The sequence below is a fragment of the Streptomyces sp. SCUT-3 genome, assembly GCF_014083985.1.
GTDB lineage: Bacteria > Actinomycetota > Actinomycetes > Streptomycetales > Streptomycetaceae > Streptomyces_H > Streptomyces_H thermolineatus.
This window is the reverse complement of record NZ_CP046907.1, coordinates 5,427,961-5,452,774: the sequence shown is the minus strand read 5'-3', so window position 1 is coordinate 5,452,774 and position 24,814 is coordinate 5,427,961. Positions and strand designations below refer to the sequence as shown.

The window sequence follows — 24,814 nt, the reverse complement described above, 5'->3', positions numbered from 1 at the left end:
GCGGGAACCGCGACGGACAACGCACAGGCGGCCCCGTCGCCGGAGGGCTCCCCCTCCGGCGACGGGGCCGCCCCTCCTACTCCTCCGCCTCCTCCGGCTCCGGCTCCGGCTCCCCACCGTCGCCGGCGTGCGGTGCTTCCCGCAGGGGGAAGGCCATCAGGCTCATGCCCACGGGGACCGTTCCGGGCGTGTGCGGCGGGCGCGCGGCGGCGTGGAGTTCGTCCGCGAGGTCGGCGAGCCGCTGCCGGGCCGCCTCCCACGCCTCCGGCGCCACCCACAGTTCCGCGTCGACCGTCACTCCCCCGCCGTCCGGGTCCCGGCGCGCGGCACGTTCCTGAAGGGTGTGGGCCAGGGCCGCGGCCAGCATCCGGGCCCCGTCGCGGCGGTCGGACAGCGGGGTGCCGCGGACGGCGCGGTAGCGGCGCTCCCGGCCTCCGCGGCGGACGCGTTCCTCGGCCAGTTCCACCAGGCCGGCGGCGTCCAGGCGCCGCAGGTGCCGGCTGGCCAGGGCGTGCGAGACGTCCAGCTCACGGGCGAGTTCGGCGGCGGACATCGGTCCGGGCCACATGAGCGAGAGCATCCGCAGCCGCACGGGGTGGGCGAGGGCCCTCAGGGCCGGGTCCGCGTCAGTCACACCGGCCAGTAAAGCGCATGCCGCCGCCGCGGCACACTACCCCCAACCACTTGGTTGGGGGTAGTGTGCCGAAGCCTGGAACGAGTTCGCCGAGGGGGCCGGCATGGCTGTGGGTCTGTTCACGGTGCTGCGGGAGCGCAACGCCCGTGTCTATCTGGCGGGGGTGATCGTCTCCGGCTTCGGGGACTCGGCCATGCTCCTGGCCTCCGGGGTCTGGGTGAAGGAGCTCACCGGCTCCAGCAGCCTCGCCGCCCTGGCGGGTTTCTGCGCCTGGGCACCCACCCTGGCGGGACCGTTCATCGGCAACCTGGCCGACCGGATGCGCCGCCGCACACTCCTGATCGCCACGAGCCTGGTACTGGCCGCCGTCATGACGTCGCCGCTCGCCGTGCGCTCCCCGGAGGACGTCTGGCTGCTCTTCGCCGTGCTGACCGCGGTGGGCACGGGATCCGTGCTCATGGACGCCGCCGAGACCGCACTGATCGCCTCCGCCGTTCCGGGCGAAGTGCGCGGGGACTTCAACGGCCTGGTCCGGACCGCGATCGAGAGCACCGGCCTGCTCGGCCCCCTGATCGGCGCGGGCCTGTTCACCCTTGTGGGCGGGCCCGCCGTCGCCCTGCTGAACGCGCTGTCCTTCCTCCTGGGCGCGGCCGCGTTCAGCCTGATCCGCGTGCGTGAAGCCCCGCCTGCGCCCCGGTCACGGCGGAGCTGGGCCGCCGAGACCGCGGAGGGCGTCCGCCACCTGTGGCGGCACACGGGGCTGCGTCCCCTGGTCGTCGCGGGCGGCTGCGCCATGACGGCGTCGAGCCTCAGCAGCACGGCCACCTACGCGCTCCTCGACGTCGGACTGCACCGGCCCGCGGCGTTCGCCGGCGTCCTCGGCTCGGTCCAGGCACTCGGATCGGTGGTCAGCGGCCTGACCGTCGGCGCACTCCTGCGCCGCGTCCCGGCGCGCGTCCTGTCCGCGATCGGGCTCGCGGTGTTCGCCCTCGGCGCGCTGGCCCGGACCACCGGTTCCGTCTCCCTGGTGCTGGGCGGCAGCCTGCTCGTCGGGCTGGGCCTGCCCTGGCCGCTCATCGGCGCAATGACCACGGTCCAGAAGGAAACACCGGGTGAACTGCTCGGCCGGGTCGCGGCCACCGCGAGCACCCTGGTCTTCGCGCCGACCGGCCTCGCCCTCCTCGCGGGCACGGCCATGGTGGCCGTCCTCGACCACCGGGTGCAGCTCCTCGCGGCCGGCGCTGTCGCCCTTGGCGCGGCCGCGCTGCTCGTGGCCACCGGCCGCACTCGCACCGCACCGCCCGCCGCAGCGCCCGCCGCACCGCCCGCCGGGCCGGGCCGGGACCGTCCGCCACGCGGAGCCGGTGCCGCGGAGAAAGGGTGAGCAATGCTCTGCGGAGCCAACTCCTTTTCTCTTCGGTCGCGTTGAGACCACAGGTGTCAGTGGGGCTTGCGATCATGACCGCATGAGCCACGTGATCAGCATGAAGACGGTCGATCTGAACCGCACCCTCTCGTACGTACGGGGAGGCGAACTCACCGACCGGCAGAAGCAGGTCCTGGACACCGCGCGCGAGCGGGCGCGGGCCGCCCAGCACAGTCTCGACCACCAGGGCGTCGACTGGGGGCTGACCGTCCCCGAGGCGTTGGAGCACCTCGTCGCGGGCCGGGCCGACGCGACGGGCGACTGCGCCGGCAACGCCTACTGCACCGCGCTGCTGGCCGTCATCGAGTGCATCGGGTCCGACCCCGTCGACGTGGGCGTGTACTCCAAGCCGTCCACCTTCTTCGGCCTCATGGGCGACGAACTCCGCTCTCTGGGCGTCCCCTCCGACATGCTGCCGCACGAGTTCCTGTACGCGGACCTGCCCGGCCTGCTCCCGTACCGCGTCCCGGCCCCCATGGACGGCTACCCTGCCATCGGCCACCTCCCCCTGGACAGGGCCAAGGCCGTCGCCGACGCCTACACGGCCGTACTCCCCCGCCTGGGCGACGAGTTCACCTACGACACCGAACACCTCGTCGACCTGCTCACCGTGGAGCACGAGGAGTGGCAGGCCTCCCAGAAATACGGCCACACCGCGGACACGATCGTGTTCTGGACCCAGGGCTGACCCGGAGTCGACCCCGGGCGGAACCGCCCTGCCCGCCCGTCCGACGCCGCCTCCCGCCTCCCGCCTCCCGCCTCCCGCCTCCCGCCTCCCGCCTCCCGCCTCCCGCCTCCCGCCTCCCGCCTCCCGCCTCCCGCCTCCGACAGCATCATGGACCTCGGTGACGACTGCTCGATGACCAGGCAGGTCGGCCCGAGCCGCCGGCTGCTGATCCGGCGCAACCGCACCACCGGCGAACTCGCCCACTGCCGCTGCTGTTCCACCGGGCCGGCTCCGGCACACTCGATCATGTGGGCTCGAAACCCCGGGAGCGCGCTCTCGCGTCAGGGCAACGAGCGTGTCAGCCAGACCACTTCACCTTTGTCCTCCGTGGAAACGCGATCCCGCTCGAACCCGAGCTTCTCAAGGACACGGAGCGAAGGCGCGTTCCACGCACCGACGGTCGACCAGAGCCGTTTCCGCCCGGTCGCGGCGGCGGCGTTCAGCACTGCGCCGGCCGCCTCGGTGGCATAGCCGCGCCCGTGCACACGTCGGAACAGCTCGTACGCGATCTCAGGCTCCTCCAGGGTGGAACGGCCGATGATCAGCCCGCAGTAGCCGATGAAGTCACCTTCGGCACGGCGCTGGACGGGCAACAGGGCGATCCCGGTGGTCGCCGTCGCGGCGAGCAGCTCAGCGATGGACGTCCGGATCCGCTCGACCGTGGGGGTTCCCTTGCCGCGTTCGGAGAGGAGGGCACAGAACTCGGCGGCGTCCGACTCGGCCCACGGCCGCAGTGTCAGCCGCTCGGTCTCGAGGTGGAACGGCATCGTCTCATACGCAGTCATGCCCCCACCCTGCCCCACTGATCACTACGAAGTCGGTCGGTGAAACACAGCCGGAGCACTGCCCCCGGGAATCCGGTCGACCAGCACGTCCCGGAGGAAAAACCGTTTCCCGGGCTGTCGGCTGTCGCCCTGAAACACCTCGGCCCGTGTGCCGTCGGACTCGATCAGTGTTGGATTCTGCCCCTGCGGGCCGTCCCGCACACTCGCTCCGGGTACGAACACGGGCGCGGCCGGAGCCCGCTCCGCCGGGGGCCGGTGGGGCGGGACCGGGGCACGGCGGAGCGAGGGCCGGTGGGGCGCGGGGCCCAACCAGGACTCCGGTCCAAGGACTTCCTGTCCCAGCCCACCTGACCAGGCATCACCGCCATCACCCCATCGGGTGACGCGGGCGCGGGGAGGGGACCGGCCGGGGTATCGTCGCGGCCACAACCGCAGACAGAGAACGACCCCCGCCGGGATGGCCGTCCCGGGCGAGGGTCTGATCACCCAGGAAGAAGAGACCTTCCCGATGACTGGAGCGCAGTCTACTGCGCCCGTGCGCGCCTCCGCGGAGCCGTGCCGGGCCGGTGTCGTCCACATCCGCCGCCGTCTCGGTGCGGACTTCACGATCGTCCCCAACCAACTCGCCCTGGACGCCCACGACCTGGTCGTCATCGGACTGGGCACCTACCTGATGGCCGTCCCCGAGGGGACGACGGTGAGCATCCAGGCTCTGCGCCTGCGCTTCAAGCAGGGCGAGAAGTGCCTGTCCGCCGCCCTCAACGAACTCGAGGAGCGCGGCTTCCTCGAACGGGTCGTGGTCCGCGTCGCCGCAGGCAGGATGCGTACCCGCACCTACGTCTACAACGACCCGCGGCTGCGCGCCGAGGCCGCCCGCGAACGGCGCCAGCGGCAGCCGGAAGCAGAGCAACACCCGCCTGCCGGGAGGAAGTTCACCGCCGGGCAGGGGCTTGCCGCCGACCGGGCACTGCCCGGTCCCCGGGCGGAACGTGCGGACACCGCAGCGGAGGCGGCGGCGGACACGACGGCACAGGCGGTCCCGAATGCGGACACAGCTCCGGACGGGGCAGCCGGCCGCAGCATTCCGGCGTACCCGGCCAGGGCGCACGCGCACGGCCTCGGAGCCCGGAAGCAGGCGCGGGCACGGCGAGCCCCCGCGCACATGCGGGAGCCCCGAGGGGCACGGACGCCCGGAGCGCCCGGAGCAGGCCGCGCGTCCGAGCCGCTGCCGGTGGGCGACGCGCTGGCGGACGTGTCCCCGGAGGCGGTGCGGGTTCTCGCGGGACTGCGGCACAGGGACCCCCGGCTGCTGCTGTCGGTACCCGAGATCGCCCGGCTCGCCCCGGCCGTCGGGGCGTGGCTGCGACGCGGCGTCGCACCGGGGCAGATCGCCGAGGCCCTGTCCGGGAACCTTCCCGACCGGATCGAGCACCGCCCGGCCGCCCTGCTCGCCTACCGGTTGTCCGCCAACCTCCCGCCGGACGTCCCCCCGTCCTCGCGGCCGGGCCCGGCCGCACCGGGCCGGCGGCCGGGTCCGGAGGACGGGCAGGACGGGGAGGGCCGGAAGGAACGCCCTTCCGTCGCCCCGCTGATCAACTGCGACGGCTGCGACCGCGCCCACCGCTCCCACACTCACGCCCTGTGCCGCGACTGCCGGAACGCCACCGCGACCACCACCGCGTCCGGCGCCGCGTCGATCACCGTCGACGGCCGCGCGGCATGAATCGGCACGGAACTGAACAGGCAAGAAGGTCCTCGCCGGGGTCCTGTCACTCGGATCCCCTCACCTCTTCCCCGTCCCCGGTCCGTCCGACCGGGCCGGCCGGTCCGGAGGACGCCGCCCACGTGAACCCTGCAAAGGAACGCCCAAGCCGAACTCCTCGGCCCCCGAAGGGCCTAGCGTTCGCCTTGTAAGCTGCACGGATTGAAGCATCCATGCCATGCACGGGTGTCAACGGGGACGGAGTGAGGGATGAGCACGCCCTTCGACGGGCCGCAGAGCAACGAGACCACCCGGATGCGGTTGAACTCCGCCGCGGACCAGGGCGGAGGCGGCGGGGGTTCCGCGGGAATCACCAAGGCCGACACCGCGCGGATGAACCAGGCGTCCAATGCGCTGGTGGAACTGCGCGGTGACACGGAGAACGTCGACAACGCCGCCGACGACGACACCCAGAGCGCCGTCAGGGGGCTCAACAAGCACACCGCCGGGGGCATGCCCGACGCGGGCTCCTGGCAGACCGCCGGTTCCCTGATGACCATGGACGTCCGCTGGGGCATGCAGGTCGCCAACCTCAAGAGCATGCTGCAGGAGATCAGCGACAAGCTCCACGCCACCACCGGCCAGTACACCCGCGCCGAGCAGGAGGAACGGGCCCGCATGAACGCGATCAACTCCCCCTTCGGGTAAGCCGGAAGCACGCAGGAGACCGGAAACCGGAACGGAACCGGACGCCCGTCCGGCGCAGAGGAGCCACCGCACATGCCGTCCTTCGTCTACCTCAAAGAGGCCGACCTCGGCCCGCTGGCCACCGCAGCCGCCTCCTGGAAGGCGCTGCCCGCCAAGTACGAGAGCCTGCACGACGAGTTCAACCGCCGCGTCATCAAACACCTCGAGGGCCACTGGGAGGGCGAGGCCGCCGAAGCGGCGTTCGCCACCATGGCGAAGGCCCGCACGCAGTACAAGGACGCCGCCACCGAGGCCGGGCGCATCGCCAAGCTGCTGCAGGACGCCCACACCGAGTTCTCCGCCTGCCAGAAGCAGCTGAAGGCCCTGGTCGAGGAGGCGTCCGCGGACGACTTCCGCATCTCCGACAAGGGCGTGATCGAGGACGTCGACTCCCGCTGGGACAGCCCCACCGCCTCCGCCGCCCCGGGCTTCGCCACCGAGCGCAAGGAGAAGCTGGACTCCCTGGAGTCCCGGATCAACCGGGTGATCGAGCTGGCCACCGCCGCCGACGCCGCCGCGTCCTCCGCACTGGAGCGCGACGCCAACGGCGAGAACGACAACTCCTTCAACACCAGCACCTACACCAGCCTCGACGCCGTCGAGGCCGACCGGGCGTCGCAGCTGATGAAGAAGGAGGGGAGGCTGAGCAACTCCGAGCTCACCGAGCTCAACCAGCTCCTCTCCGCCAACAAAAACGACCCCGAGTTCGCCCGCCGGTTCACCACCCGCACCGGCGCCGAGAACACCCTCGAGAAGTACAACGAGCTCCTCAGCCCTCCCCCCGGCACCCAGCTCTCCAAGAAGGAGCTCGCCGAGCTCGAGAAGTTCAAGAGGAACCTGGGCGTCACCATCGGCACGGCGACCACGTCCGACGACAAGGGATCGCCGGACCCGGCCGTCACCAAGTTCCAGGAAGACCTCCTCGCCGCGGGCAACCGCGACTTCAACGCCAACCCCACCCACTCCCCCTACGGCCTCAGCGGCTACCAGCTCACCGGCAGCCTGATGGCCGAGGGCAAGTGGGACACCGGCTTCCTCCAGGACTTCGGCACCGAGATCATCACCTCCGAGCAGCGCAGCGCCCGGGGCGGCATGAACCCCGACGCGCACTGGGGCGGGAACGGCACCCGCGCCCTCGGCTCGACCAACATCGGCGCCCTCGACCCCATGACCGGGTTCATGGAGGCCCTGGGCCACAACCCCGAGGCCGCCAACAAGTTCCTCTCCTCCGACTCCACCGTCGACGGCGAGAAGGTCGACCACCTCGACTACCTGATGAAGGACCGCCACTGGCCGAAGGGCGCCGGGTACACGGGCCATTCCGAGGAAGGCGGCGGCTACGACAACCTCGGCCACGCCCTGGAGGCCGCCACCACCGGCCACGCCTACGACGCGCCGATCCCCAGCCCCCTCCCCGAGCACACCCGCGCACAGGCCGACCTCACCTCGGAGATCATCACGAAGGTCTCCAAGGACCCCGAACTCGCCCACGACGGCATGCAGGACAGCCTGGGCCGCATGTCGGCGGAGTACATGCCGGACATCAACTACGCCCTGGCCAACAAGGAGAGCAAGGTCGACGCCCTGTACCCCATGGGCGACAGCGAACGGGCGCACATCAGCGAACAGGACGCCACACGGTTCCTGTACACGGTCGGCCAGGACCCCGATGGCCACGCGGCCATCAACTACGGCCAGACCCAGTACACCAGTTCCCTGCTGGAGTACCACCTCCAGCACCCGGACGCGTACGACATCTCCGCCGCCGAGAAGGTCGAGAAGATCAGCACGGGCGGGGCGGAGATCGAAGGCATCATCGGCATTGCCCGCAACGACGCGGTCGTCAACGAGAAGGTCGCCGACGACAAGGAGTTCAACGACAGCCTCAAGGCTGCGGGGGACTGGGCGAAGATGGGCGTCGGCATCGGCATAGGTGCGGGAACGGCCGGTATCGCCTCCCCCGTCGGCGGAGCGGTGATCGGAGGCGTGGCCGGAACAGTGAGCGGTCAGGTCATCGACGCCTTCGTCTCCGGCGCCACGAGGGACAAGTCCGGTGAAGTCGTCTACAGCGCGGGCGGAGAAGCAGAGAGCCGCAAGAACTCCTACATGGCAGTCACCGGTGATGCCGCCCTGCGTGCGAGCCAGGAGGCCGGCGCCGGCCTCAACGAGGCAGAAACCGGCACAGCAGTGAGCAACGGGTTGGACAGCGGTTATGTCAATGCCATGAGCAATCTCGAGTTGTACGCCCTCGACCTCGGCGCCAACCCTTCGCCCTGAGCAGCCGATCACACGTCCGCTTCCGCCCGCCGTCCCCCTCCGAGGTGCCTATGATTCTGAGCCCTGCCGGTCGAAAACGCCTGACCACCACCCTCGTCGTCGTCCTCTGCCTGGCAGCGGGGACGCTCGCCGGGGACCGCTTCCTCCCTTTCCGCGGTACCGGTGCCCCCTACCATCGGGCCTGCGGCCGGATCCTCTCCTCCTTCGACATGGGTTTCATTCCGCAGAACACCCTCACCGGGCGTCGGATCATCACCACGGAGTTCGAAGAGACGGGTCGGGGTGACGACCACTGGCTTGGCTGCACGGTCTTCGCGGACGGGGAGTTGCAACTCCATGCGAGGGTCCGAGTCACCACTGCGGACAAGGACACTTGGCTGGAGGAGACCAGGAGACGAGAACTCCTTCTGGGTCGGGAGAGGCCCCTGGATATCGTCATCAACAGGGCTCCTGAAGGTCTGGAGGGGAAGGACTACACGGCCCTGTCCGGCGACTCGAGCGCGGCCCTGCGCCTGCCCTGCAGGCTGCCCGGCGGCAAGAACGTCCACCTGAGCGTCACGGTCACGGCCCCCGGCGCCTCCGACGGCGACTCCGACGAGCAGCGCCTCACCATCGCCGGCATCGCCTCCCTGGTCGCCTCCCACTCCATTCTCAAGGTCGGGTGCCTGAGCCCCGCACCTGCTCCCGACGACTCTCCCGGGTTTGCCTCCTGAGGATCCGCGAGGAAACACCCGAAGGCGGGGGCCAGGACATCGTCCTGGCCCCCGCCTTCGTCCAGCGCAACCCGAGGTACCCCATTGTGACCCACATAACCCCTGCACCCTCTTTGATCTGGGAATTTCCCCTTTTCTCCGTCCGTTGCCCACGAGGAACCACCGGGCCGCGCAGGTGCGCCGGCCCGGTGTGGGAAGATTTTTTACGGGGCGCACGCCCCGCACGGGGCGTTGTCTAGCGGAACAGGACGGTGGATGCGTCAGGTGGAACCGGGCCCCGTGCCCGCGGCGGACCCGGAAGAGGCCGTCACGACGACAGGGCTCGACACCGTGGGAGCGCACGCCGTGCCGGCGGCCTCCGGAGGTTCCCCCCGCCCCCGGCTGCTGCTGGTCGAGGACGACGCCGGTGATGCGCTGCTGGTCGAGGAACTCCTGCTGGACAGCGGGGTCGAGGCCGACATCACGTGGGTGACCACGCTGGCCGGTGCCGAGAAGGCTCTGGCGCAGGAGCCGCCCCAGTGCGTGCTGCTCGACCTCCACCTGCCCGACGGGAGCGGCGCGGCCGCCCTGGACCGGGTGCTGCGGGCCGCCGGGACGGCGGCGGTGGTAGTGCTCACCGGTCTGGCCGAGGAGGAGTCCGGGGCGGCCGCCGTGGCGGCCGGGGCCCAGGACTACCTGATCAAGGGCGCGGTGGAGCCCGAGCTTTTCGGTCGGGCGCTGCGGTACGCGATGCACCGCAAGCAGGCCGAGCGCTACGCCGCCGCGCTGCAGGCCGAGCAGTTGCGGGCGCAGGAGAACGTCCGGCTGGAGCGGGGGCTGCTGCCCGAGCCGCTGCTGCCGTCGCGGCGGGTGCGGGTGTCGGCGCGCTACCGGCCCGGGCGGGCGCAGGCGCTGCTCGGCGGGGACTTCTACGACGTGGTCGAGGCCGACGACGGGTCGGTGCACGCCATCGTCGGCGACGTGTCCGGGCACGGCCCGGACGAGGCCGCGCTGGGCGTGTGCCTGCGGATCGCCTGGCGGACCGCGGTGCTCAGCGGGACCACGGGTGGCAGCGCGCTGGCCCTGCTGGAGCGGATGCTGCTGGCCGAGCGGTCCGGGCCGGAGATCTTCGCCACGGTGTGCGCGGTGGTGATCCGTCCCGGCGAGCGCGGTGCGCAGGTGTGGCGGGCCGGGCATCCGGGGGTGCTGGTGCGCGGCGGGGGCGGGAGGGTCGACCTGGTGGAGCCGGAGTTCGGGCCGGCGCTGGGTCTGCTGCCCGGTCTGGCGCAGTGGCCGTGCGGCCGGGTGGAGGTGCCTGACGGCGGCTCCCTGGTGATGTTCACCGACGGGCTGTTCGAGGGGCGGACGTCCGCCTCGGGGGCGGCTCGGCTGGGCGAGGACGGGCTGCTGGAGCTGGCGCGTGAGCACGCCGCGCTGCCCGGGGTCCGGTTCGTGGACGCGGTGATCGAGAAGGCTGAGGCGGTGTGCGCCGTCGGCGGCGGGCTCGCCGACGACGTGGCCGTGGTGCAGGTGGAGTGGTCGTGAGGGGAGTGCACGCCTTGGAGCGTGACGAGGCCGGGCGCGAGAAGGCCGGGCCCAAAGAGTTCCGGCACCGGCTGTCGGTGCGCGGGTGGTACTCGCTGGTGCTCGCCGTCATCGGGGTGCTGGTGGTGGTGGTCTCCGTGGTGAGCGCGGGGCTGCTCCAGCGCACCGCGCACGTGTCGGACCGGCTGGTGGACCGGATCTCCCCCGCCCGCACCGAGGCCTACCGGATGCAGGCGGCGCTGCTGAACCAGGAGACGGGACTGCGCGGGTACGCGCTGACCGGCGACAGCGAATTCCTCGAGCCCTACACCGACGGGATCGCCGCGGAACGCTCGTCCTACGAGCGGCTGCGGAAGCTGCTGAAGGGCGAGGAGGAGCTGCTCGCGGACGCGACCGCCGTGCGGCGGGCCGGGCAGGAGTGGCGGCGCGCCTACGCCGACCCGCTGGTCGACCGGGTGGAGCGCGAGGGCACGCAGGCCGCCGACGAGGACGCGGTGCGCACGGGCGACCGGGAGTTCGGCCTGGTCCGCGAGGCGTTCGCGACGCAGAACGCGGACCTGGCCCGGGCCCGCGCGGAGGGCCGGGCGGAGCTGGACCGCACGCGCGCCATGCGCGACATGGTGCTGGCCGGGATGCTGGTGGCGTTCCTGGTGGTGGCCGTGTCCATGGGGGTGCTGCTGCAGTACGCGGTGGCGCGGCCCCTGCGGAACCTGCGGCGTTCCACCCGGGCGGTGGCCGACGGTGCGTTCGAGCAGCGGATCACGCCCCACGGGCCGGCGGACATCCAGGCCGTGGCCGCGGACGTCGAGGGCATGCGCACCCGGCTGATGTCCGCGCTGGAGGGGTCCCGGCACCAGCAGGACGTCCTGGCCCGGCAGGCCGCCGACCTGGACTCCCAGACGGTGGAGCTGCGGCGTTCCAACGCGGAGCTGGAGCAGTTCGCCTACGTGGCCTCGCACGACCTGCAGGAGCCGCTGCGCAAGGTGGCGTCGTTCTGCCAGCTGCTGGAGAAGCGGTACGGCGACCAGCTCGACGAGCGGGCCGGCCAGTACATCGCCTTCGCCGTCGACGGCGCCAAGCGCATGCAGGTGCTCATCAACGACCTGCTCACCTTCTCCCGGGTGGGCCGGCTGCACGACGGGCAGGAGCCGGTGGAGCTGGGGTCGGTCCTGGACAAGGCGCTGGGCAACCTGGCCGCCGCGGTCGAGGAGTCCGGGGCCGTCGTCGAGCGGCCCGGGGAGATGCCGCGGGTCGTCGGCGACCCGACGCTGCTGACGATGCTGTGGCAGAACCTGGTCGGCAACGCGGTGAAGTTCCGCTCCCCGGAGCGGGCGCCGCGGGTGTCGGTCCGGGTCGAGGAGGACGGCGGGGAGTGGCGCTTCTCCGTCACCGACAATGGCATCGGCATCGGCGCGGAGTTCGCCGACAAGGTCTTCGTGATCTTCCAGCGCCTGCACCAGCGCGACGTGTACGGGGGCACCGGCATCGGCCTGGCCCTGTGCAAGAAGATCGTCGAGTACCACGGGGGCCGGATCTGGCTCGACACCGGGTACACCGACGGGGCCCGCATCGTCTTCACCCTCCCCCGCACCACCACCGGGCTTCCGGCAGGCGACGGCGGCGGCGGCGAAAACCGCGGCGACGACCCCGACAGCCCCGACAGCCCCGACAGCCCCGACAACCGTGACAGCCGCGCCGACGGCGCCCCCGGCAGCAACAGCAGCAGCAGCAGCGAGAGGACCCCCGCGTGAACACCACCGGCATCCAGCCGATCGAGGTACTCCTGGTCGAGGACGACCCCGGTGACGAGCTGATGACGCGTGAGGCGTTCGAGGACAACCGGATCGGCAACACCCTGCACGTGGTCCGCGACGGTCTGGAGGCGCTGGACTTCCTCTACCGGCGCGGCGAGCACGCCTCCGCGCCGCGCCCCGACCTGGTCCTGCTGGACCTGAACCTGCCCAAGTACGACGGCCGCCAGGTGCTGGAGAAGATCAAGTCGGACCCGGAGCTGGCCAGCATCCCGGTCGTGGTGCTGACCACGTCCTCCGCCGAGGAGGACATCCTGCGCAGCTACAAGCTGCACGCCAACGCGTACGTGACCAAGCCGGTGGACCTGGACCAGTTCGTCTCCGCGATCCGGCAGATCGACCAGTTCTTCGTCACCGTCGTCAAGCTCCCCGGCCGCTGACGCCGGCCCGTCCGGGACGGGCCGGCTGCCGCTCGTGTCAGCGGCCCAGGACGTCCTCGGCGACGATGCGGGCGAGGTTGCGCTCGGCCAGGGCGGTGATGGTGACGAAGGGGTTGACCCCGACGGAGCCGGGGATCAGCGAGCCGTCGGTGACGTACAGGTTGCGGTGGCCGCGGACCCGGCCGTGGCCGTCGGTGGCCTTCCCCAGGACGCAGCCGCCCAGCGGGTGGTAGCAGAAGTCGTCGGCGAAGGCCCGGTCGTCGCCGAACAGGTCGTACCGGTAGACGGTCCTGTTTGCCCTGTTGATCCGGTCGAGCAGCGACTTGGCGGCCGTGACCGAGGGCTGGTTCTGGTCGCGGGTCCAGCGCAGTCCCAGCCGGTCGGTGGCCGGGTCGCGGTACAGGGTGCCGCGTTCGGGGTTCTCGGTGATGGCCAGGTAGAGGCTGATCCAGGTCTCGATGCCCGCGGGCACGGGGGCTATCTCGGCGAAGACCGGGTGGACGGGGTTGTCCCAGTCGTCGACCGCCAGCGCGGGGATCGACGACTGCTTGCAGCCGGTGGGGTTCCAGGCGTGGTTGGCGCGGGCCGCCATGACGTTGCCGTTGGTGCCCCACCCGGTGCCCACCTCCTCGCCGAGGCCGGGCAGGGCGCCGGTGTCCCGGGCGCGCAGCAGCAGTTCGGTGGTGCCCAGGCTGCCCGCGCCGAGGAAGAGGTGGCGGCAGGCGATCTCGTGCACGGCCACCGTGCTGCCCGCGGTGTCGATCTCCTCCACGGACAGCACGTAGCCGCCGTCGCGCTCCTGCCGGACCGCGTCGACCCGGTGCATGGTGCGGACGGTGACGTTCCCGGTCCCGAGGGCGGCGGCCAGGTAGGTCTTGTCCAGGCTGCGCTTGCCGTGGTCGTTGCCGTAGATGACCTGCCCGGCGAGGGCGGACCGGGCCACCTCGCCCCTCTCCTCGCGCTCCATGTAGCCGAAGTCGTAGACGTTGGGCACGTGGACCGTGGACAGGCCGGCGTTGTGGGCCTGGTCGCGGCCGACGCGGGCGTACCGGTAGTGGGGGCTGCGCCCGAGCCAGTCCGGGTCGGCGGAGTTCACCCCGAGGGCGGAGGCGGCGCGGGGGAAGTAGGTCCGGTACATCTCGCCCGCGTCGACGCCGGGGAAGACCTTCTCGAAGTACCGCCTGGAGGGGGCGACGGCCATGCCCCCGTTGACGAGGGAGCCGCCGCCCAGTCCGCGCCCGACGTAGACGGACATGTGCTCGAAGTTGACCCTGTCCAGTACGCCGGGGTACGGGGCGATGTCCCGGTCGACCACGTCGAGCCAGAGCATGCTCGACAGCGGGGCCTCGGTCCGGCGCTTGAACCACATGGACCGCCGGTCGGGGGCGGTCATCCGGCAGAAGACCCTGCCGTCCGGCCCGGCCTCGTTCCACAGCCGGCCCATCTCCAGCACCAGGGTGCGCACCCCCGCCTCGCCCAGGCGCAGGGCCGCCACCGCGGCGCCGTAGCCGGAGCCGACCACCACGGCGGGGTAGGCGTCCTCCGGCCCCCGGGGGCGGGGGGCGGCCCAGGCGGGTGCGGCGACGGTGGCCAGACCGGCGCCGGCGGCGAACCGGAGGGCCGCCAGGCCCAGCAGGCGGCGGCGGGAGAAGGAGGGTGCGAACGGCACTGCGGTGCTCCAGGGGTACGGGCCGAACAGGAACGGGCACACCACCGGTCCGATGACTCTCGGTAGCGGCGCGATCACGATTTCACGGCCGCCTCCGGCCCGTCCCTCGCGCACACAGGATCTCCGCAAGCGGCCGCAGGACTTCCCCGGGCCGTGCGCGGCCCGTGCACGATCGGCCGCTTCGCGGGAGCATGGCTACAGCAGGGAACGGGCGCCGCCCGCACCGGCCGGGGCAGCCCGGCCCGGTCCGGCGGGGCGCGTTCCGGTCGAGGCCGAGGAAGACGCCATGTCCGCAGCGTCCGGAGCACCCGACGGGAACACCGGGGCACCGCGCCCGGACGACGCGCGCCCGGACGGCACCTCGGCGCAGGACGCCGCGGTGCCCGCGGACACCGTCGTCCGGCTGCTGGGCAGCCCGGACCTGCACACCCTGCTGTCCGCCGCCGTGGAGACGGGCCTGGCCGGGATCACGGACGGCTGCGGCGCCCTGTACGTCCTCCGGGGCGACGGCCGGCTGCGCCTGGTCGCGATCGTCGGTTTCGAGGAGGACCTGTTCGAGCCGTACCACCTGATCCCGGCCGACTCGGAGCTGCCGGCCCCCGTGGCGGTGCGGGAGCGGATCCCGGTGTACATCAGCGACGGGTACTTCGCCCTCCCCCTGCTGCTCGGCGAGCGCTGCGTGGGCGCCCTGTTCCTGTGGATGCGCACCCCGGGGCCGCCGGCCGGGTCCGACCTGGCGGTGCTGGAGGCCGTCGCGGCGCTGTGCGCCCACCGGACCGCGGAGCTGCTGCCCGAAGGCCCGGACGACCCCGTCACGGGCCTCCCCGTGCCGGAGCCGAAGCAGCACGAGGGGCTGGAGGGCGGGAAGCCCGGGCCCCGCAGGGACCCGGGTGGTGAGGAGCCGGACAGCGGAGGACCGGGCCGCGGAGAACCGGACCGCGGGACGTCCGGGGACGGAGAGCCGGGGAACGGGGCGCCGCGGGGAATTCCGGCGGAGCACACGATCCGCTCCCACAGCCGGGCCGCCGTCCTGGAGATGGCGATGTCCTTCTCCGGCATCGGCTCCTTCGACTGGGACCTCGACACGGGCCGGGTGACGGGCGACGACAGCCTGTGCCACCTGTTCGACATCGACCCGGACACGTACGACGAGCGCTTCGAGACGCTGTTCGCGGCCATCCACCCCGAGGACCGCGCGGCCTTCCTGAAGGCCGTGGACGAGAGCCTCACCACGGGGAGCTACCGCAACGCGCACCGGATCGTCCTGCCGGACGGGACGGTCCGCCGGCTCGGCACCGAGGGCCGCCTGGTGCGCGACGCCCAGGGACGGCCCCGGAAGATCATCGGGGTCGCCCGGGACCGCACCGCCGAGCACGAGTACGAGACGCGGCGCCAGGAGCGCAACGAATTCGTCATCGACGTCACCCGGGGCTACGCCGCCGCCCTGTCGACCCGGGAGGTCCTCGACACGACGGCCGAGACGGTGCTGCCCGCCCTGGGCGCGCGCGACCTGGCGGTCTACGTCGTGCGGTACGGCCGGACCCGGCTGATCGGCGCCCGGGGGTACTCCGACGAAGGACTGGAGTGGCTGCGTTCCACCGACGACCTCGAGCTCGCGCGCCTCTCCCGCACCCGCCTGGAGAAGGGGGAACCGGTGTTCGCCGGGAACCTCGACGAGTTCCGCACGGCCTTCCCCGAGAGAAGCCTGGAGCCGCCCCCGGGCCGGCACGCCTGGGCCATCCTGCCGCTGTCCACCGCGGACGGCCTGACGGGAGGGTGCGTCATCTCCTTCGACGCGCCGCGCACGTTCACCACCGACGACCGGATGGTGTGCACGGCGGTGGCGGGCATCCTGGCCCAGTCGCTGGCCAGGTCCCGCCTGTTCGACGCGCGGCGGGCCCAGATGACCGAGCTGCAGCGGATGATGCTGCCCCAGCGCATCCCCGACCTGCCCGGCCTGGAGGTGGCCGCCCGCTACCTGCCGGGTTCGGAGGGCATGGAGGTGGGCGGCGACTGGTACGACGTGCTGCCGCTTCCGGGCGGGCGGGTCGCCCTGGTCATCGGTGACGTGCAGGGGCACAGCGCGCAGGCCGCGGCGGTGATGGGACAGCTGCGCACGGCCATGCGCGCCCACGCCGAGGAGGGGCACCCGCCGGCCGAGCTGATGAGCCGCGGCAACCGCACCCTGTGCGCCCTGGACACCGACCTGCTCGCCACCTGCTGCCTGGTGGAGGTCGACCCGGGAGCGGGCTGCTTCCGCACGGTGCGCGCGGGCCACCCCTACGTGCTGATGCTGGATCCGGACGGCGGCGTGCGGGAGCTGGACGACCCCGGCGGCCTGCCGTGGGGCTACGACTCCGACGACCGGTACCCCGTCACCGAGCGCACCCTGCCCCCCGGCACCACGCTGCTCCTCTACACCGACGGCCTGGTGGAGCAGCACGGCCGGGACTACACCGAGGCGGTCGCCGACCTCTCGCGGAGGCTCGTCCGGGCGTCCGGGGAGGCGGACCGGGCGGACGCGGGCGGCAGGGGACGCCGCGGCCTGGAAGGCATCGCCGACCGGCTCGTGGCACCCGTGCTCTCCCGGCAGCACGACGACATCGCCGTGCTGCTCGTGCGCCGCACCGCACCGCCCCCGGAGGCGGCAGCCGCCGACGGCGCCTGACCGGCGGGGAGCCGCCGACGGCACCCGGCCGGGGCGGCGCCCCCGCGGCTCCGGTCAGCCTCCGGAGGAAACAGTGCGCTCGGGAGTGCGGACGTGCTCGGGCAGGAGGCCGTACAGCATGATCCGGGCGAAGACCCGGGAGAGAAGCCGGCTCCCGAGAGGGGTGCCCAGCAGGGCCGGCAGCCGCGGCTCCTCCCCCTCGTCGAGGACCCTGCCGATCACCCGGCGCTGCACCATCTGCTGCACCAGCTGGGTGCCGACGGTGGGCAGGGACCGGCGGCGCTGCACGCGCCGCACCAGCAGGGGGTCGAGGGTGCGCTCGAAGCGGCGGGGGTCGGCCTGCGCCCGGTACAGCGGCCCGGCCAGCAGGTTGGCCGCGGCGACCGCGTCCTGCACCGCGAGGTTGATGCCGACCCCGCCGATCGGCGACATGGTGTGCGCGGCGTCCCCGATGGCCAGCAGCCCGGGCCGGTCCCAGCGCGGGAGCCGGTCGAGCCCCACTTCCAGGAACGCCACCTTCTCCCAGTCGTCGAGCTCGTGCACGCGGTCGGCGAGCATCGGCACCAGGGCGGCCACGCGGCCGCGGAGCGTCTCCAGCCCCTGGGCGCGGACCTTCTCGCGGGAGCCCTTGGGGATGACGAAGGCGACCTGCCAGTAGTCCCCGCGGTCGACGGCGGCGGCCATCTCGCCCTTGCCGAGGAACCCCGCCACGCCCTCGCGGTCCCCGGGCCTGCGGGACAGGCGCAGCCACAGCACGTCCATGGGGGCGCCCAGCTCGCGCGGCACCATGCCGGCCGCCGCCCGCAGGTCGGAGCGGCGGCCGTCGGCGGCCACCGTCAGCACCGCGCGCAGCTCGTGCTCCCCGTCGGCGTCCCGGTACCGCAGGCCGCGCACGGCCGGCCCCTGCCGGATCGGGCCGAGCGTCTCGGCGCCCATCAGCAGCCGGAAGGTCGGATAGCGGCGGGCGTGCGCGACGAGCAGGTCGAGGAAGTCCCACTGCGGGATCATCGCGATGTGGTGGTACCTGTACCGGGAGGAGGACAGGCCGAGGTCGGCCTCGACCAGCGCCCGGTCCCGGGTGCCCATGCGCACCGCCGTCAGCTTCCGGTGCGGGAGTGCCTCCAGCGCCTCTGCCAGCCCGAGTTCGTCCAGCAGTTCCAGGGTGGACGGGTGCACCGTGTCGCCGCGGAAGTCCCGCAGGAAGTCCCGGTGCTTCTCCAGGACGGTCACCTCCACCCCGGCGCGGGCCAGCAGCAGGCCGAGCATGATCCCTGCAGGCCCTCCCCCGGAGACGGCACAGGTGGTGGTCCCCTCAACGGTCACGGCGAACTCCTGACTCCCGGCTGTGCGGGCCCTGTGCCCGCCTCCCCCGCGTACAGCCTTCCCCCGCCGCCGGACCGGTCACCCCGTCCGGCCGCTCCCGTCCGGGCGCTGCGGGTCCCGCGCCCGGACGGGGCCCGCAGCGCAGGACGCGAACCACCTCCAGCCGCTGCGAGCCGCTGCGAAACATCACGGAACCGCCGCGAATCTCCGCGGACCTCCGCGAACCGCCGTGAACCGCCGTGAACTGCCGCGGACCGGCATTTCCGCCCCGGGAGCGGGCACGCGCCAGGAGCGGGCGGACGAGGAACGCCCCGTGTCCCGACCGACTGCCGAGGGGAAGCCATGGCCCAGCGAATCCGCGACATCATGACCACCGACCCGGTGACCGTGCCCGCGCACACCTCGGTCACCGAGGTGGCCCGGCTGATGCGCGACGAGAACATCGGCGCGGTCCTGGTCGTCGACGGCGACCGGCTGTGCGGGCTGGTCACCGACCGCGACCTGGTCGTCCGCGTCCTGGCCGAGGGCGAGTACGGGGGCGAGACCACCATGCACGGCACGTGCAGCGGATCGCTGGTCACGGTCTCCCCCGACGACGACGTCGCCACGGCCGAGGAGCTGATGCGCACCCGTGCCGTGCGCCGCCTGCCGGTGGTGGAGAACGGGCGCCCGGTGGGCATCGTCGCGCTCGGCGACCTGGCCGTCGAACGCGACGAGGGCGCCGCCCTGTCCGGCATCAGTGCCGCCGGACCCAACCACTGACGGCACGGGCCCGGCCGCCGGGGGCCGGGCTCCGGCGGCGAGGAGCGGGGGAGGCGAGGAGCAGCCGTGGCCGGGACCGCCGCACCCGCCGAGCACGCCGACCCCGCCGGGCGGCTCGGGAGGGCCGCCGCCGAGGTCTTCGGCTGGAGCCGGCTGCGCCCGGGCCAGCTCGAGGCCATGGAGCACGTCCTCGCCGGGCGCGACACCCTGGTGGTCATGCCCACCGGGGCCGGCAAGTCCGCCGTCTACCAGGTGCCCGCGCTGCTGCTCCCCGGCCCCACCGTGGTGGTCTCCCCCCTGATCGCCCTCCAGCGGGACCAGGTCGAAGCACTCCACCGGCGTCACGCGCCCGGGGCGGTCGCCGTGAATTCCGCCCGCACCGGCGGGGAGACCGCGGCGGCGTGGGAGGCGGTGCGCGCCGGGGACGTCGAGTACCTCTTCCTCGCACCCGAGCAGCTCGCCAAGGACGAGGTGGTGGAGCGGCTGGCGCGGGCCGGGCCGTCGCTGTTCGTGGTGGACGAGGCCCAGTGCGTCTCCTCGTGGGGATACGACTTCCGCCCCGACTACCTGCGGCTGGGGCAGGTGGTGCGCCGCCTGGGCCGCCCGGTGGTGCTGGCCCTGACCGCCACCGCGTCCCCTCCCGTGCGGGAGGAGATCGCCGGGCGCCTGGGCATGGAGCGTCCCGCGCAGGTCGTGGCCGGGTTCGACCGGCCCAACCTGTACCTGGAGGTGCGCCGTTTCACCGACGACCGCGGCAAGCGCCGGGCCGTGGTGGAACGGGCCGCCGCGCAGCACGGTCCCGGCATCGTCTACACCGCCACCCGCAAGGACGCCGGGACCTGCGCCGCGGAACTGGCGGCGGCCGGCCTGCACGCCGCCGCCTACCACGCCGGGCTGCCCCCCGCCGAACGCTCACGCGTGCACGGGGCGTTCCTCGACGGCGGCGTGGACGTGGTCGTCGCCACCTCCGCCTTCGGCATGGGCATCGACAAGCCCGACGTGCGGTTCGTCCTGCACGCCTCCGCGCCCGGATCGCCCGACGCCTACTACCAGGAGATCGGCCGGGCCGGCCGCGACGGCGCCCCCGCGACCGCCGTCCTGCACTACCGTCCCGAAGACCTCGCCCTGCAGAAGTTCTTCGCCTCCGGGCACCCCGACACCGCGGCCCTGGCCGACGTCGCCTCCCGGGTCCACGCCTGCGACGCGCCGCTGTCACCGACACGCCTGCTGGAGGAGACCGGCCTGTCGGCGCACCGCCTCACCTCGGCGGTCGGCCTCCTGGAGCAGGCCGGGGCGGTCACCACCACCGCCGGGGGCGGTCTGCTGCCCGCCGGGGACCTGCCGCCCGCGGAGGCCGCCGCCCGCGCGGCCGGGCTCGCCGAGGCACGGCGCAGCCTGGGCCGGTCCCGGGTGGAGATGATGCGCGGCTACGCCGAGACCACCGGCTGCCGCCGCCGCTACCTCCTCGGCTACTTCGGCGAGGACTACGAGGCCCCCTGCGGCAACTGCGACAACTGCGGTGCGGCCGTGCGGGAGGGCCGCACCGCGCGGCCCCGGCGGGAGGCCTGGCCCGGGCGGGGGACGGGGCCGGAGCCCGGCGGGCACGCCTTCCGCACCGGGGCGCGGGTGCGGCACCGGCGGTGGGGGGAGGGCACGGTGCTCGGCGCGGAGCGGGACCGCGTCACCGTCCTGTTCGACTCGGTGGGCTACCGCACCCTGTCCTTGGCCGCCGTGGTCGGCCGGGGACTGCTCGTGCCGGTGGCCGGCCCGTCCGCCGGACCGGAGTGACGGACCGGAGTGACGGGCCGCGATTGGCCGGGAACGGGCAGGGTATCCGCGAGATGTGACCACCTTCGGGGTCGAGGAGGAGTACCTGCTCATCGACCCGCACAGCGGAATGCCCGTACCGATGGCAGAGGAAGTCCGGGCCTCGGTCGGCGGGCAGGCGGCGTTGAGCGCCCACGAGGTCCAGGCCGAGCTGCTCCAGGTGCAGGTGGAGATCGCCACCCCCGTCTGCGAGACCCTGGACGAGGTCGGCGGGCACCTGCTGCGGCTGCGGCACGCGGTCGGCGAGGCGGCGGAGAGGGCCGGGTGCCGGATCGCCGCCTCGGGGACGGCGCCCCTGGCCGGCCCGGTGCCGTTCCCGGTGACGGACAAGCCCAGGTACCGGGCCATGTGCTCGGACGCCCCGCAGTTGGTCGACGAGCAGCTGATCAACGGCATGCACGTGCACGTGGCGGTGGCCGAGCGCAGCACCGCGATCGGTGTGATGAACCGGCTCCGCCCGTGGCTGCCCGTCCTGGTGGGCATGGCGGGCAACTCCCCGCTGTGGTTCGGGCACGACACCGGCTTCGCCAGCTGGCGCACCCTGGTGTTCGGCCGCTGGCCGGTCAGCGGCCAGCCGCCGCTGTTCACCGACGCGGTGGACTACGAGCGGCGGGTCCAGGCCCTGCTGGCCGGCGGCCTCGTCCGCGACCGGGGCCAGCTGTACTGGCAGGTCCGCCCCTCCGATCGCTACCCCACCATCGAGGTGCGGGCCCTGGACGTGCAGCTGCGGGCCGAGGACGCGGTCATGTTCGCGGGGATCGTGCGCGCGCTCGTCGCCACGGCCCTGCGCGAGGAGAAGGCGGGCACGCCCTTCCCCACCCCCACGCACGAGTTCCTCAACGCCGCCACCTGGCAGGCCGCCCGGTACGGACTGGACGACGTCCTCATCGACCCCCTGGAGGGGCGGCGGCGCCGGGCCGGCGACGTGGTGTGCCGGCTCGTGGAGCACATCTCCCCCGCCCTGGAGGAGAGCGGCGACGACCGGCAGGTCGCCTCCCTGGTCCACCGTCTCCTGACGGAGGGCACCCCGGCCGCCCGGCAGCGCCGGACCCTGCACGAGGGGGGCGTGCCGGCCCTGGTCGACCTGCTCGTGACCGGCACCACCGCTTCCTGAACGGGCGGCGCGGAGGACCGCTCCCGCCGCGGCACCCGTGCACACCGGCCGCACACCGCGCCGTGGTGTCAAAAAGTGACATTTCCCCGAACGTGACGTTCGCCATCCTTGTCGCGCCACCGCAGCGTCTACCCTGGCCGCGCCGGCACCGGCGCCGTCCGCGCCGCAACGGCGCAGCGAGCACCCGACGAGGAAGGTGGTGGGCTGCGGTGTCCGCCGATCTGTCACCCGTCATAGCGGCCACGGCGCAGTGGCTGGTCCGCGCCTACCCGGCGGCCGGGGGTGCGCTGAGCACGGCCCTGGCCGAGACGCAGGCCCGGCAGGCGGCCACCGTCGCCGCGCGGCTCCTCCACCCCACGCCCGTCGACGTCGCACTGCTCGGGATCGTGGGGCCGGGCGGCTCCGCCCGGCTCGACCGGCTCGTCGGCGCCGACGCCGGCGCCACCGACGGGGCCGAACACGGCTGGCGGACCTGGGTGGACGAGACCGTGGCGAGCTGGGCGGCGTGCCTGCTGGCCGACCCCGCCCTGGCGGCCGCCGCGGTGGCCGCCCTGGCGGAGGAGGACGCGGACGCCGACGGGGTCTGCGCCCCCGCGTTCCGCCGCCTGACCGACCCGGACGCCCACGACCGGCGGGCCGCCTCGCTGCTGCGGCACCCGGACCTGCTGGCGCCCGTCGCCGACCTGCACCGGGACGGTCTCGCCGAGCGCCTGCGCACCGGCCCGGCGGCCCCGGCGAAGGCCGCCTGACGCTCCACCCCGGACCCCGGGCACCCGGGACCGGCGTCCGGCGATCCGGGCACCCGGGCATGGGCCGGTCCGGCCGGACCGGGGTCAGTCCGAGCGGGCCTTCCGCGTCCGCGAGCGGTTCTCCTTGCGGATGGCGTCCAGCAGGTCGTCCCGGTCCATGCGGGAGCGGCCGCTGATGTCCAGGCGCTTGGCCACCTCGTACAGGTGCTTCTTCGACGCGTGCTCGTCGACGCCCTCGCCCGTGCGGCCGCCCTGCTGCCGCGGCCGGGCCGCCCGGGGGTCGGAGGGGCCCTTGCGGCCCTTCTCCTTGCGCTCCCAGTGGTCGCCCACCTTCTCGTGGGTGTGCTTGAGGGCGCCGTAGGCCACCTGGTGGGCCCGCCGTCCCTCTCCGTACTGCTCCACTGCGGAGTCGTGCGCCTTGATCCAGGTGCGCTGCGCCTCCTCCGGGGAGCGTTCCAGGGTCGAGGGGAGTTCCTCACGTCCCGGCAACGAAGGTCACCTCCTGCGTTTCCTTCCGTCCGCTGTCGTCCTTCGCGTCCCCCGGGGCACTCCCGACAAACCCTCCCGAACGGTCGCCCCCTGCAGGGTTTCGCGGTGCGTCTTCCGAGGCAGGCGGCCCCGGTGACCCTGTCGGATTCCGTGTACGCGTGGCTGGGGCTGGGTGCGCTGGGAGCGGCGGTGCTGCCCCGGCTGGTGGCCCGGCGGCCGCTCTCCCTCCCCCTGGTGTTCGCCCTGGGCGGCCTGGCCGCCTACCTGCTTCCCCTCCCCCTGCCGCGGGTCGATCCGGTGCGGGACCGCTTCTGGGCCGAGCACGTGACCGAGGTGTGCGTGATCATCTCCCTCATGGGCGCCGGCCTGGCCATCAACCGGCCCTTCGGCCGCCGGGCGTGGTCCACCACCTGGCGGCTGCTGGGGATCACCATGCCGCTGGCCGTCGCCGCCACGGGCGTCGCGGCCTGGCTGCTCCTGGACTGGCCGCCGGCGCTCGCCCTGCTGCTGGCCGCGGTCCTCGCCCCCACCGATCCCGTGCTCGCCTCCGAGGTGCGGGTGGGCGAGCCGACCGACTCCGAGCACGACGAGGACGAGGTGCGCTTCTCCCTCACCAGCGAGGCCGGCCTCAACGACGGGCTGGCCTTCCCCCTGGTGAACGCGGCCCTCGCGCTGTTCGCCGTCGCCGGTGCGGGCTGGTCCGCGGAGTGGATCGGCCACTGGGCGCTGGTGGAGGTGGGGTACATGTGCGCCGTCGGGGTGCTGTGCGGACTGGCCGTGGGGCGGCTGCTGGGGTGGATGTTCTTCCGGGCCGGCTGGGCAGCGCTGCGGCTGTCCGAGCACCGGGAGGGCTTCGTCGCCCTCGGCGCGACGTTCCTGGCCTACGGGGTCACCGAGCTGCTGCACGGCTACGGCTTCCTGGCCGTGTTCACCACGGCGTGCACCCTGCGCGCGGCCGAGCGCGCCCACGGCTACCACCAGGTCCTGCACGACTTCGTCGAGCAGGTCGAGCGGCTGCTCACCGCCGTCCTGCTCTTCCTGCTCGGCGGCTACGTCGCCACCGGCGGCCTGGCGGCCCTGACCTGGCAGGGGGCCGCGGTGGGGCTCCTGCTGCTGGTGGTGATCCGCCCGGTGACGGGCTGGGTCGCCCAGGCGCGCGGGGCCGCGGGCCCGCGGGAGCGGATCGTGACCGCGTTCTTCGGCATCCGGGGCATCGGCTCGCTGTTCTACCTCGCCCACGCCCTGGGCCAGGAGGACCTGAGCGCCTTCGACCGGCAGCTGTGGGCGGTGGTGACGTTCACCGTGCTCGCCTCCGTCGTCCTGCACGGGGTCACCGCCACACCGGTGATCTCGCGCCTGGACCGGCTGCGCCGCCGGCGCGCCCGAAGCGGCACGGCCGAGCCGGACGACGACGCGGTGGCCCGTGAGCGCCTCTGACGGGCGGAGTGCGGGCGCGCGGCGCCGGACCTGCCGGTTTACCCGCCCGG

The 24,814-nt window shown here is 73.4% G+C and carries 20 protein-coding genes; 15 read left to right on the top strand and 5 right to left on the bottom strand.

Annotated elements, in window-relative coordinates:
* Positions 1–76: 76 nt before the first annotated feature.
* Entirely contained in the window at positions 77–634 is a 558-nt protein-coding gene (locus tag GQS52_RS24065; protein ID WP_182315477.1) for a winged helix-turn-helix domain-containing protein, read from the bottom strand.
* Positions 635–737: 103 nt separating this feature from the next.
* Here GQS52_RS24065 and GQS52_RS24060 point away from each other — a divergent pair, with 103 nt between their 5' ends.
* A complete protein-coding gene (locus GQS52_RS24060) occupies positions 738–2,018 on the top strand; it encodes an MFS transporter (protein WP_182315475.1) in 1,281 nt (426 codons plus the stop codon).
* Positions 2,019–2,100: 82 nt separating this feature from the next.
* Positions 2,101–2,748 carry a hypothetical protein gene (locus GQS52_RS24055; protein WP_182315473.1) on the top strand — a complete coding sequence of 216 codons (648 nt, stop codon included), beginning with the start codon at positions 2,101–2,103 and terminating at the stop codon, positions 2,746–2,748.
* Between the two features lie 320 nt (positions 2,749–3,068).
* Here GQS52_RS24055 and GQS52_RS24050 read toward each other — a convergent pair whose 3' ends face one another.
* Entirely contained in the window at positions 3,069–3,572 is a 504-nt protein-coding gene (locus tag GQS52_RS24050; protein WP_182315471.1) for a GNAT family N-acetyltransferase, read from the bottom strand.
* 508 nt (positions 3,573–4,080) lie between these two features.
* Here GQS52_RS24050 and GQS52_RS24045 point away from each other — a divergent pair.
* The 7 genes from GQS52_RS24045 (at position 4,081) to GQS52_RS24015 (ending at position 12,726) form a co-directional block, all read left to right on the top strand.
* Positions 4,081–5,295, top strand: a complete 1,215-nt coding sequence (locus GQS52_RS24045) for a hypothetical protein (protein ID WP_182315469.1) — start codon at positions 4,081–4,083, stop codon at positions 5,293–5,295.
* A 249-nt stretch (positions 5,296–5,544) separates the two neighbouring features.
* Positions 5,545–5,982, top strand: coding sequence for a hypothetical protein (locus tag GQS52_RS24040; RefSeq protein ID WP_259370942.1), 438 nt, complete (start codon positions 5,545–5,547; stop codon positions 5,980–5,982).
* A gap of 72 nt (positions 5,983–6,054) precedes the next feature.
* A complete protein-coding gene (locus GQS52_RS24035; protein ID WP_182315467.1) occupies positions 6,055–8,298 on the top strand; it encodes a DUF6571 family protein in 2,244 nt (747 codons plus the stop codon).
* Positions 8,299–8,348: 50 nt separating this feature from the next.
* Positions 8,349–9,011, top strand: a complete 663-nt coding sequence (locus tag GQS52_RS24030; RefSeq protein WP_182315465.1) for a hypothetical protein — start codon at positions 8,349–8,351, stop codon at positions 9,009–9,011.
* Between the two features lie 255 nt (positions 9,012–9,266).
* The gene (locus tag GQS52_RS24025) at positions 9,267–10,535 is read left to right on the top strand and encodes a SpoIIE family protein phosphatase (RefSeq protein ID WP_182315464.1); all 1,269 of its coding nucleotides are present in this window, start codon (positions 9,267–9,269) and stop codon (positions 10,533–10,535) included.
* A gap of 14 nt (positions 10,536–10,549) precedes the next feature.
* Positions 10,550–12,286, top strand: a complete 1,737-nt coding sequence (locus GQS52_RS24020; protein ID WP_220472790.1) for a sensor histidine kinase — start codon at positions 10,550–10,552, stop codon at positions 12,284–12,286.
* Positions 12,283–12,726: a response regulator gene (locus tag GQS52_RS24015; protein WP_259370941.1), complete on the top strand. Its 444-nt coding sequence runs from the start codon at positions 12,283–12,285 to the stop codon at positions 12,724–12,726. The genes GQS52_RS24020 and GQS52_RS24015 overlap by 4 nt, the downstream gene beginning before the upstream one ends.
* A gap of 37 nt (positions 12,727–12,763) precedes the next feature.
* Here the strand turns inward: GQS52_RS24015 and GQS52_RS24010 are convergent, their stop codons facing one another.
* Positions 12,764–14,395, bottom strand: a complete 1,632-nt coding sequence (locus GQS52_RS24010; protein WP_182315462.1) for a GMC oxidoreductase — start codon at positions 14,393–14,395, stop codon at positions 12,764–12,766.
* Positions 14,396–14,681: 286 nt separating this feature from the next.
* Here GQS52_RS24010 and GQS52_RS24005 point away from each other — a divergent pair, with 286 nt between their 5' ends.
* Positions 14,682–17,063, top strand: a complete 2,382-nt coding sequence (locus GQS52_RS24005; RefSeq protein WP_182315460.1) for a SpoIIE family protein phosphatase — start codon at positions 14,682–14,684, stop codon at positions 17,061–17,063.
* A 54-nt stretch (positions 17,064–17,117) separates the two neighbouring features.
* Here GQS52_RS24005 and GQS52_RS24000 read toward each other — a convergent pair whose 3' ends face one another.
* Positions 17,118–18,386, bottom strand: a complete 1,269-nt coding sequence (locus tag GQS52_RS24000; RefSeq protein WP_182315458.1) for an FAD-dependent oxidoreductase — start codon at positions 18,384–18,386, stop codon at positions 17,118–17,120.
* A gap of 342 nt (positions 18,387–18,728) precedes the next feature.
* Here GQS52_RS24000 and GQS52_RS23995 point away from each other — a divergent pair, with 342 nt between their 5' ends.
* The 4 genes from GQS52_RS23995 to GQS52_RS23980 all read left to right on the top strand — a co-directional run bounded on the left by GQS52_RS23995 (position 18,729) and on the right by GQS52_RS23980 (position 22,838).
* Positions 18,729–19,148 carry a CBS domain-containing protein gene (locus GQS52_RS23995; RefSeq protein ID WP_182315456.1) on the top strand — a complete coding sequence of 140 codons (420 nt, stop codon included), beginning with the start codon at positions 18,729–18,731 and terminating at the stop codon, positions 19,146–19,148.
* Positions 19,149–19,214: 66 nt separating this feature from the next.
* On the top strand, positions 19,215–20,936 hold the full coding sequence (locus tag GQS52_RS23990) for a RecQ family ATP-dependent DNA helicase (RefSeq protein WP_182315454.1): 1,722 nt from the start codon (positions 19,215–19,217) through the stop codon (positions 20,934–20,936).
* A gap of 55 nt (positions 20,937–20,991) precedes the next feature.
* Positions 20,992–22,089, top strand: coding sequence for a glutamate--cysteine ligase (locus GQS52_RS23985; protein WP_182315452.1), 1,098 nt, complete (start codon positions 20,992–20,994; stop codon positions 22,087–22,089).
* Between the two features lie 209 nt (positions 22,090–22,298).
* A complete protein-coding gene (locus GQS52_RS23980; protein WP_182315451.1) occupies positions 22,299–22,838 on the top strand; it encodes a hypothetical protein in 540 nt (179 codons plus the stop codon).
* 84 nt (positions 22,839–22,922) lie between these two features.
* Here the strand turns inward: GQS52_RS23980 and GQS52_RS23975 are convergent, their stop codons facing one another.
* Positions 22,923–23,327: a ChaB family protein gene (locus GQS52_RS23975; protein ID WP_182315449.1), complete on the bottom strand. Its 405-nt coding sequence runs from the start codon at positions 23,325–23,327 to the stop codon at positions 22,923–22,925.
* A gap of 132 nt (positions 23,328–23,459) precedes the next feature.
* On the opposite strand from GQS52_RS23975, the gene GQS52_RS23970 reads away from it, so the two are divergent.
* Positions 23,460–24,764: a cation:proton antiporter gene (locus GQS52_RS23970; protein ID WP_182315447.1), complete on the top strand. Its 1,305-nt coding sequence runs from the start codon at positions 23,460–23,462 to the stop codon at positions 24,762–24,764.
* Positions 24,765–24,814 lie beyond the last annotated feature (50 nt).

Coding starts and splice junctions, on each gene's coding strand:
- GQS52_RS24060 (WP_182315475.1), top strand. CDS start 738: ATGGCTGTGGGTCTGTTCACGGTGCTGCGGGAGCGCAACGCCCGTGTC.
- GQS52_RS24055 (WP_182315473.1), top strand. CDS start 2,101: ATGAGCCACGTGATCAGCATGAAGACGGTCGATCTGAACCGCACCCTC.
- GQS52_RS24050 (WP_182315471.1), bottom strand. CDS start 3,572: ATGACTGCGTATGAGACGATGCCGTTCCACCTCGAGACCGAGCGGCTG.
- GQS52_RS24045 (WP_182315469.1), top strand. CDS start 4,081: ATGACTGGAGCGCAGTCTACTGCGCCCGTGCGCGCCTCCGCGGAGCCG.
- GQS52_RS24040 (WP_259370942.1), top strand. CDS start 5,545: ATGAGCACGCCCTTCGACGGGCCGCAGAGCAACGAGACCACCCGGATG.
- GQS52_RS24035 (WP_182315467.1), top strand. CDS start 6,055: ATGCCGTCCTTCGTCTACCTCAAAGAGGCCGACCTCGGCCCGCTGGCC.
- GQS52_RS24030 (WP_182315465.1), top strand. CDS start 8,349: ATGATTCTGAGCCCTGCCGGTCGAAAACGCCTGACCACCACCCTCGTC.
- GQS52_RS24025 (WP_182315464.1), top strand. CDS start 9,267: ATGCGTCAGGTGGAACCGGGCCCCGTGCCCGCGGCGGACCCGGAAGAG.
- GQS52_RS24005 (WP_182315460.1), top strand. CDS start 14,682: ATGTCCGCAGCGTCCGGAGCACCCGACGGGAACACCGGGGCACCGCGC.
- GQS52_RS23995 (WP_182315456.1), top strand. CDS start 18,729: ATGGCCCAGCGAATCCGCGACATCATGACCACCGACCCGGTGACCGTG.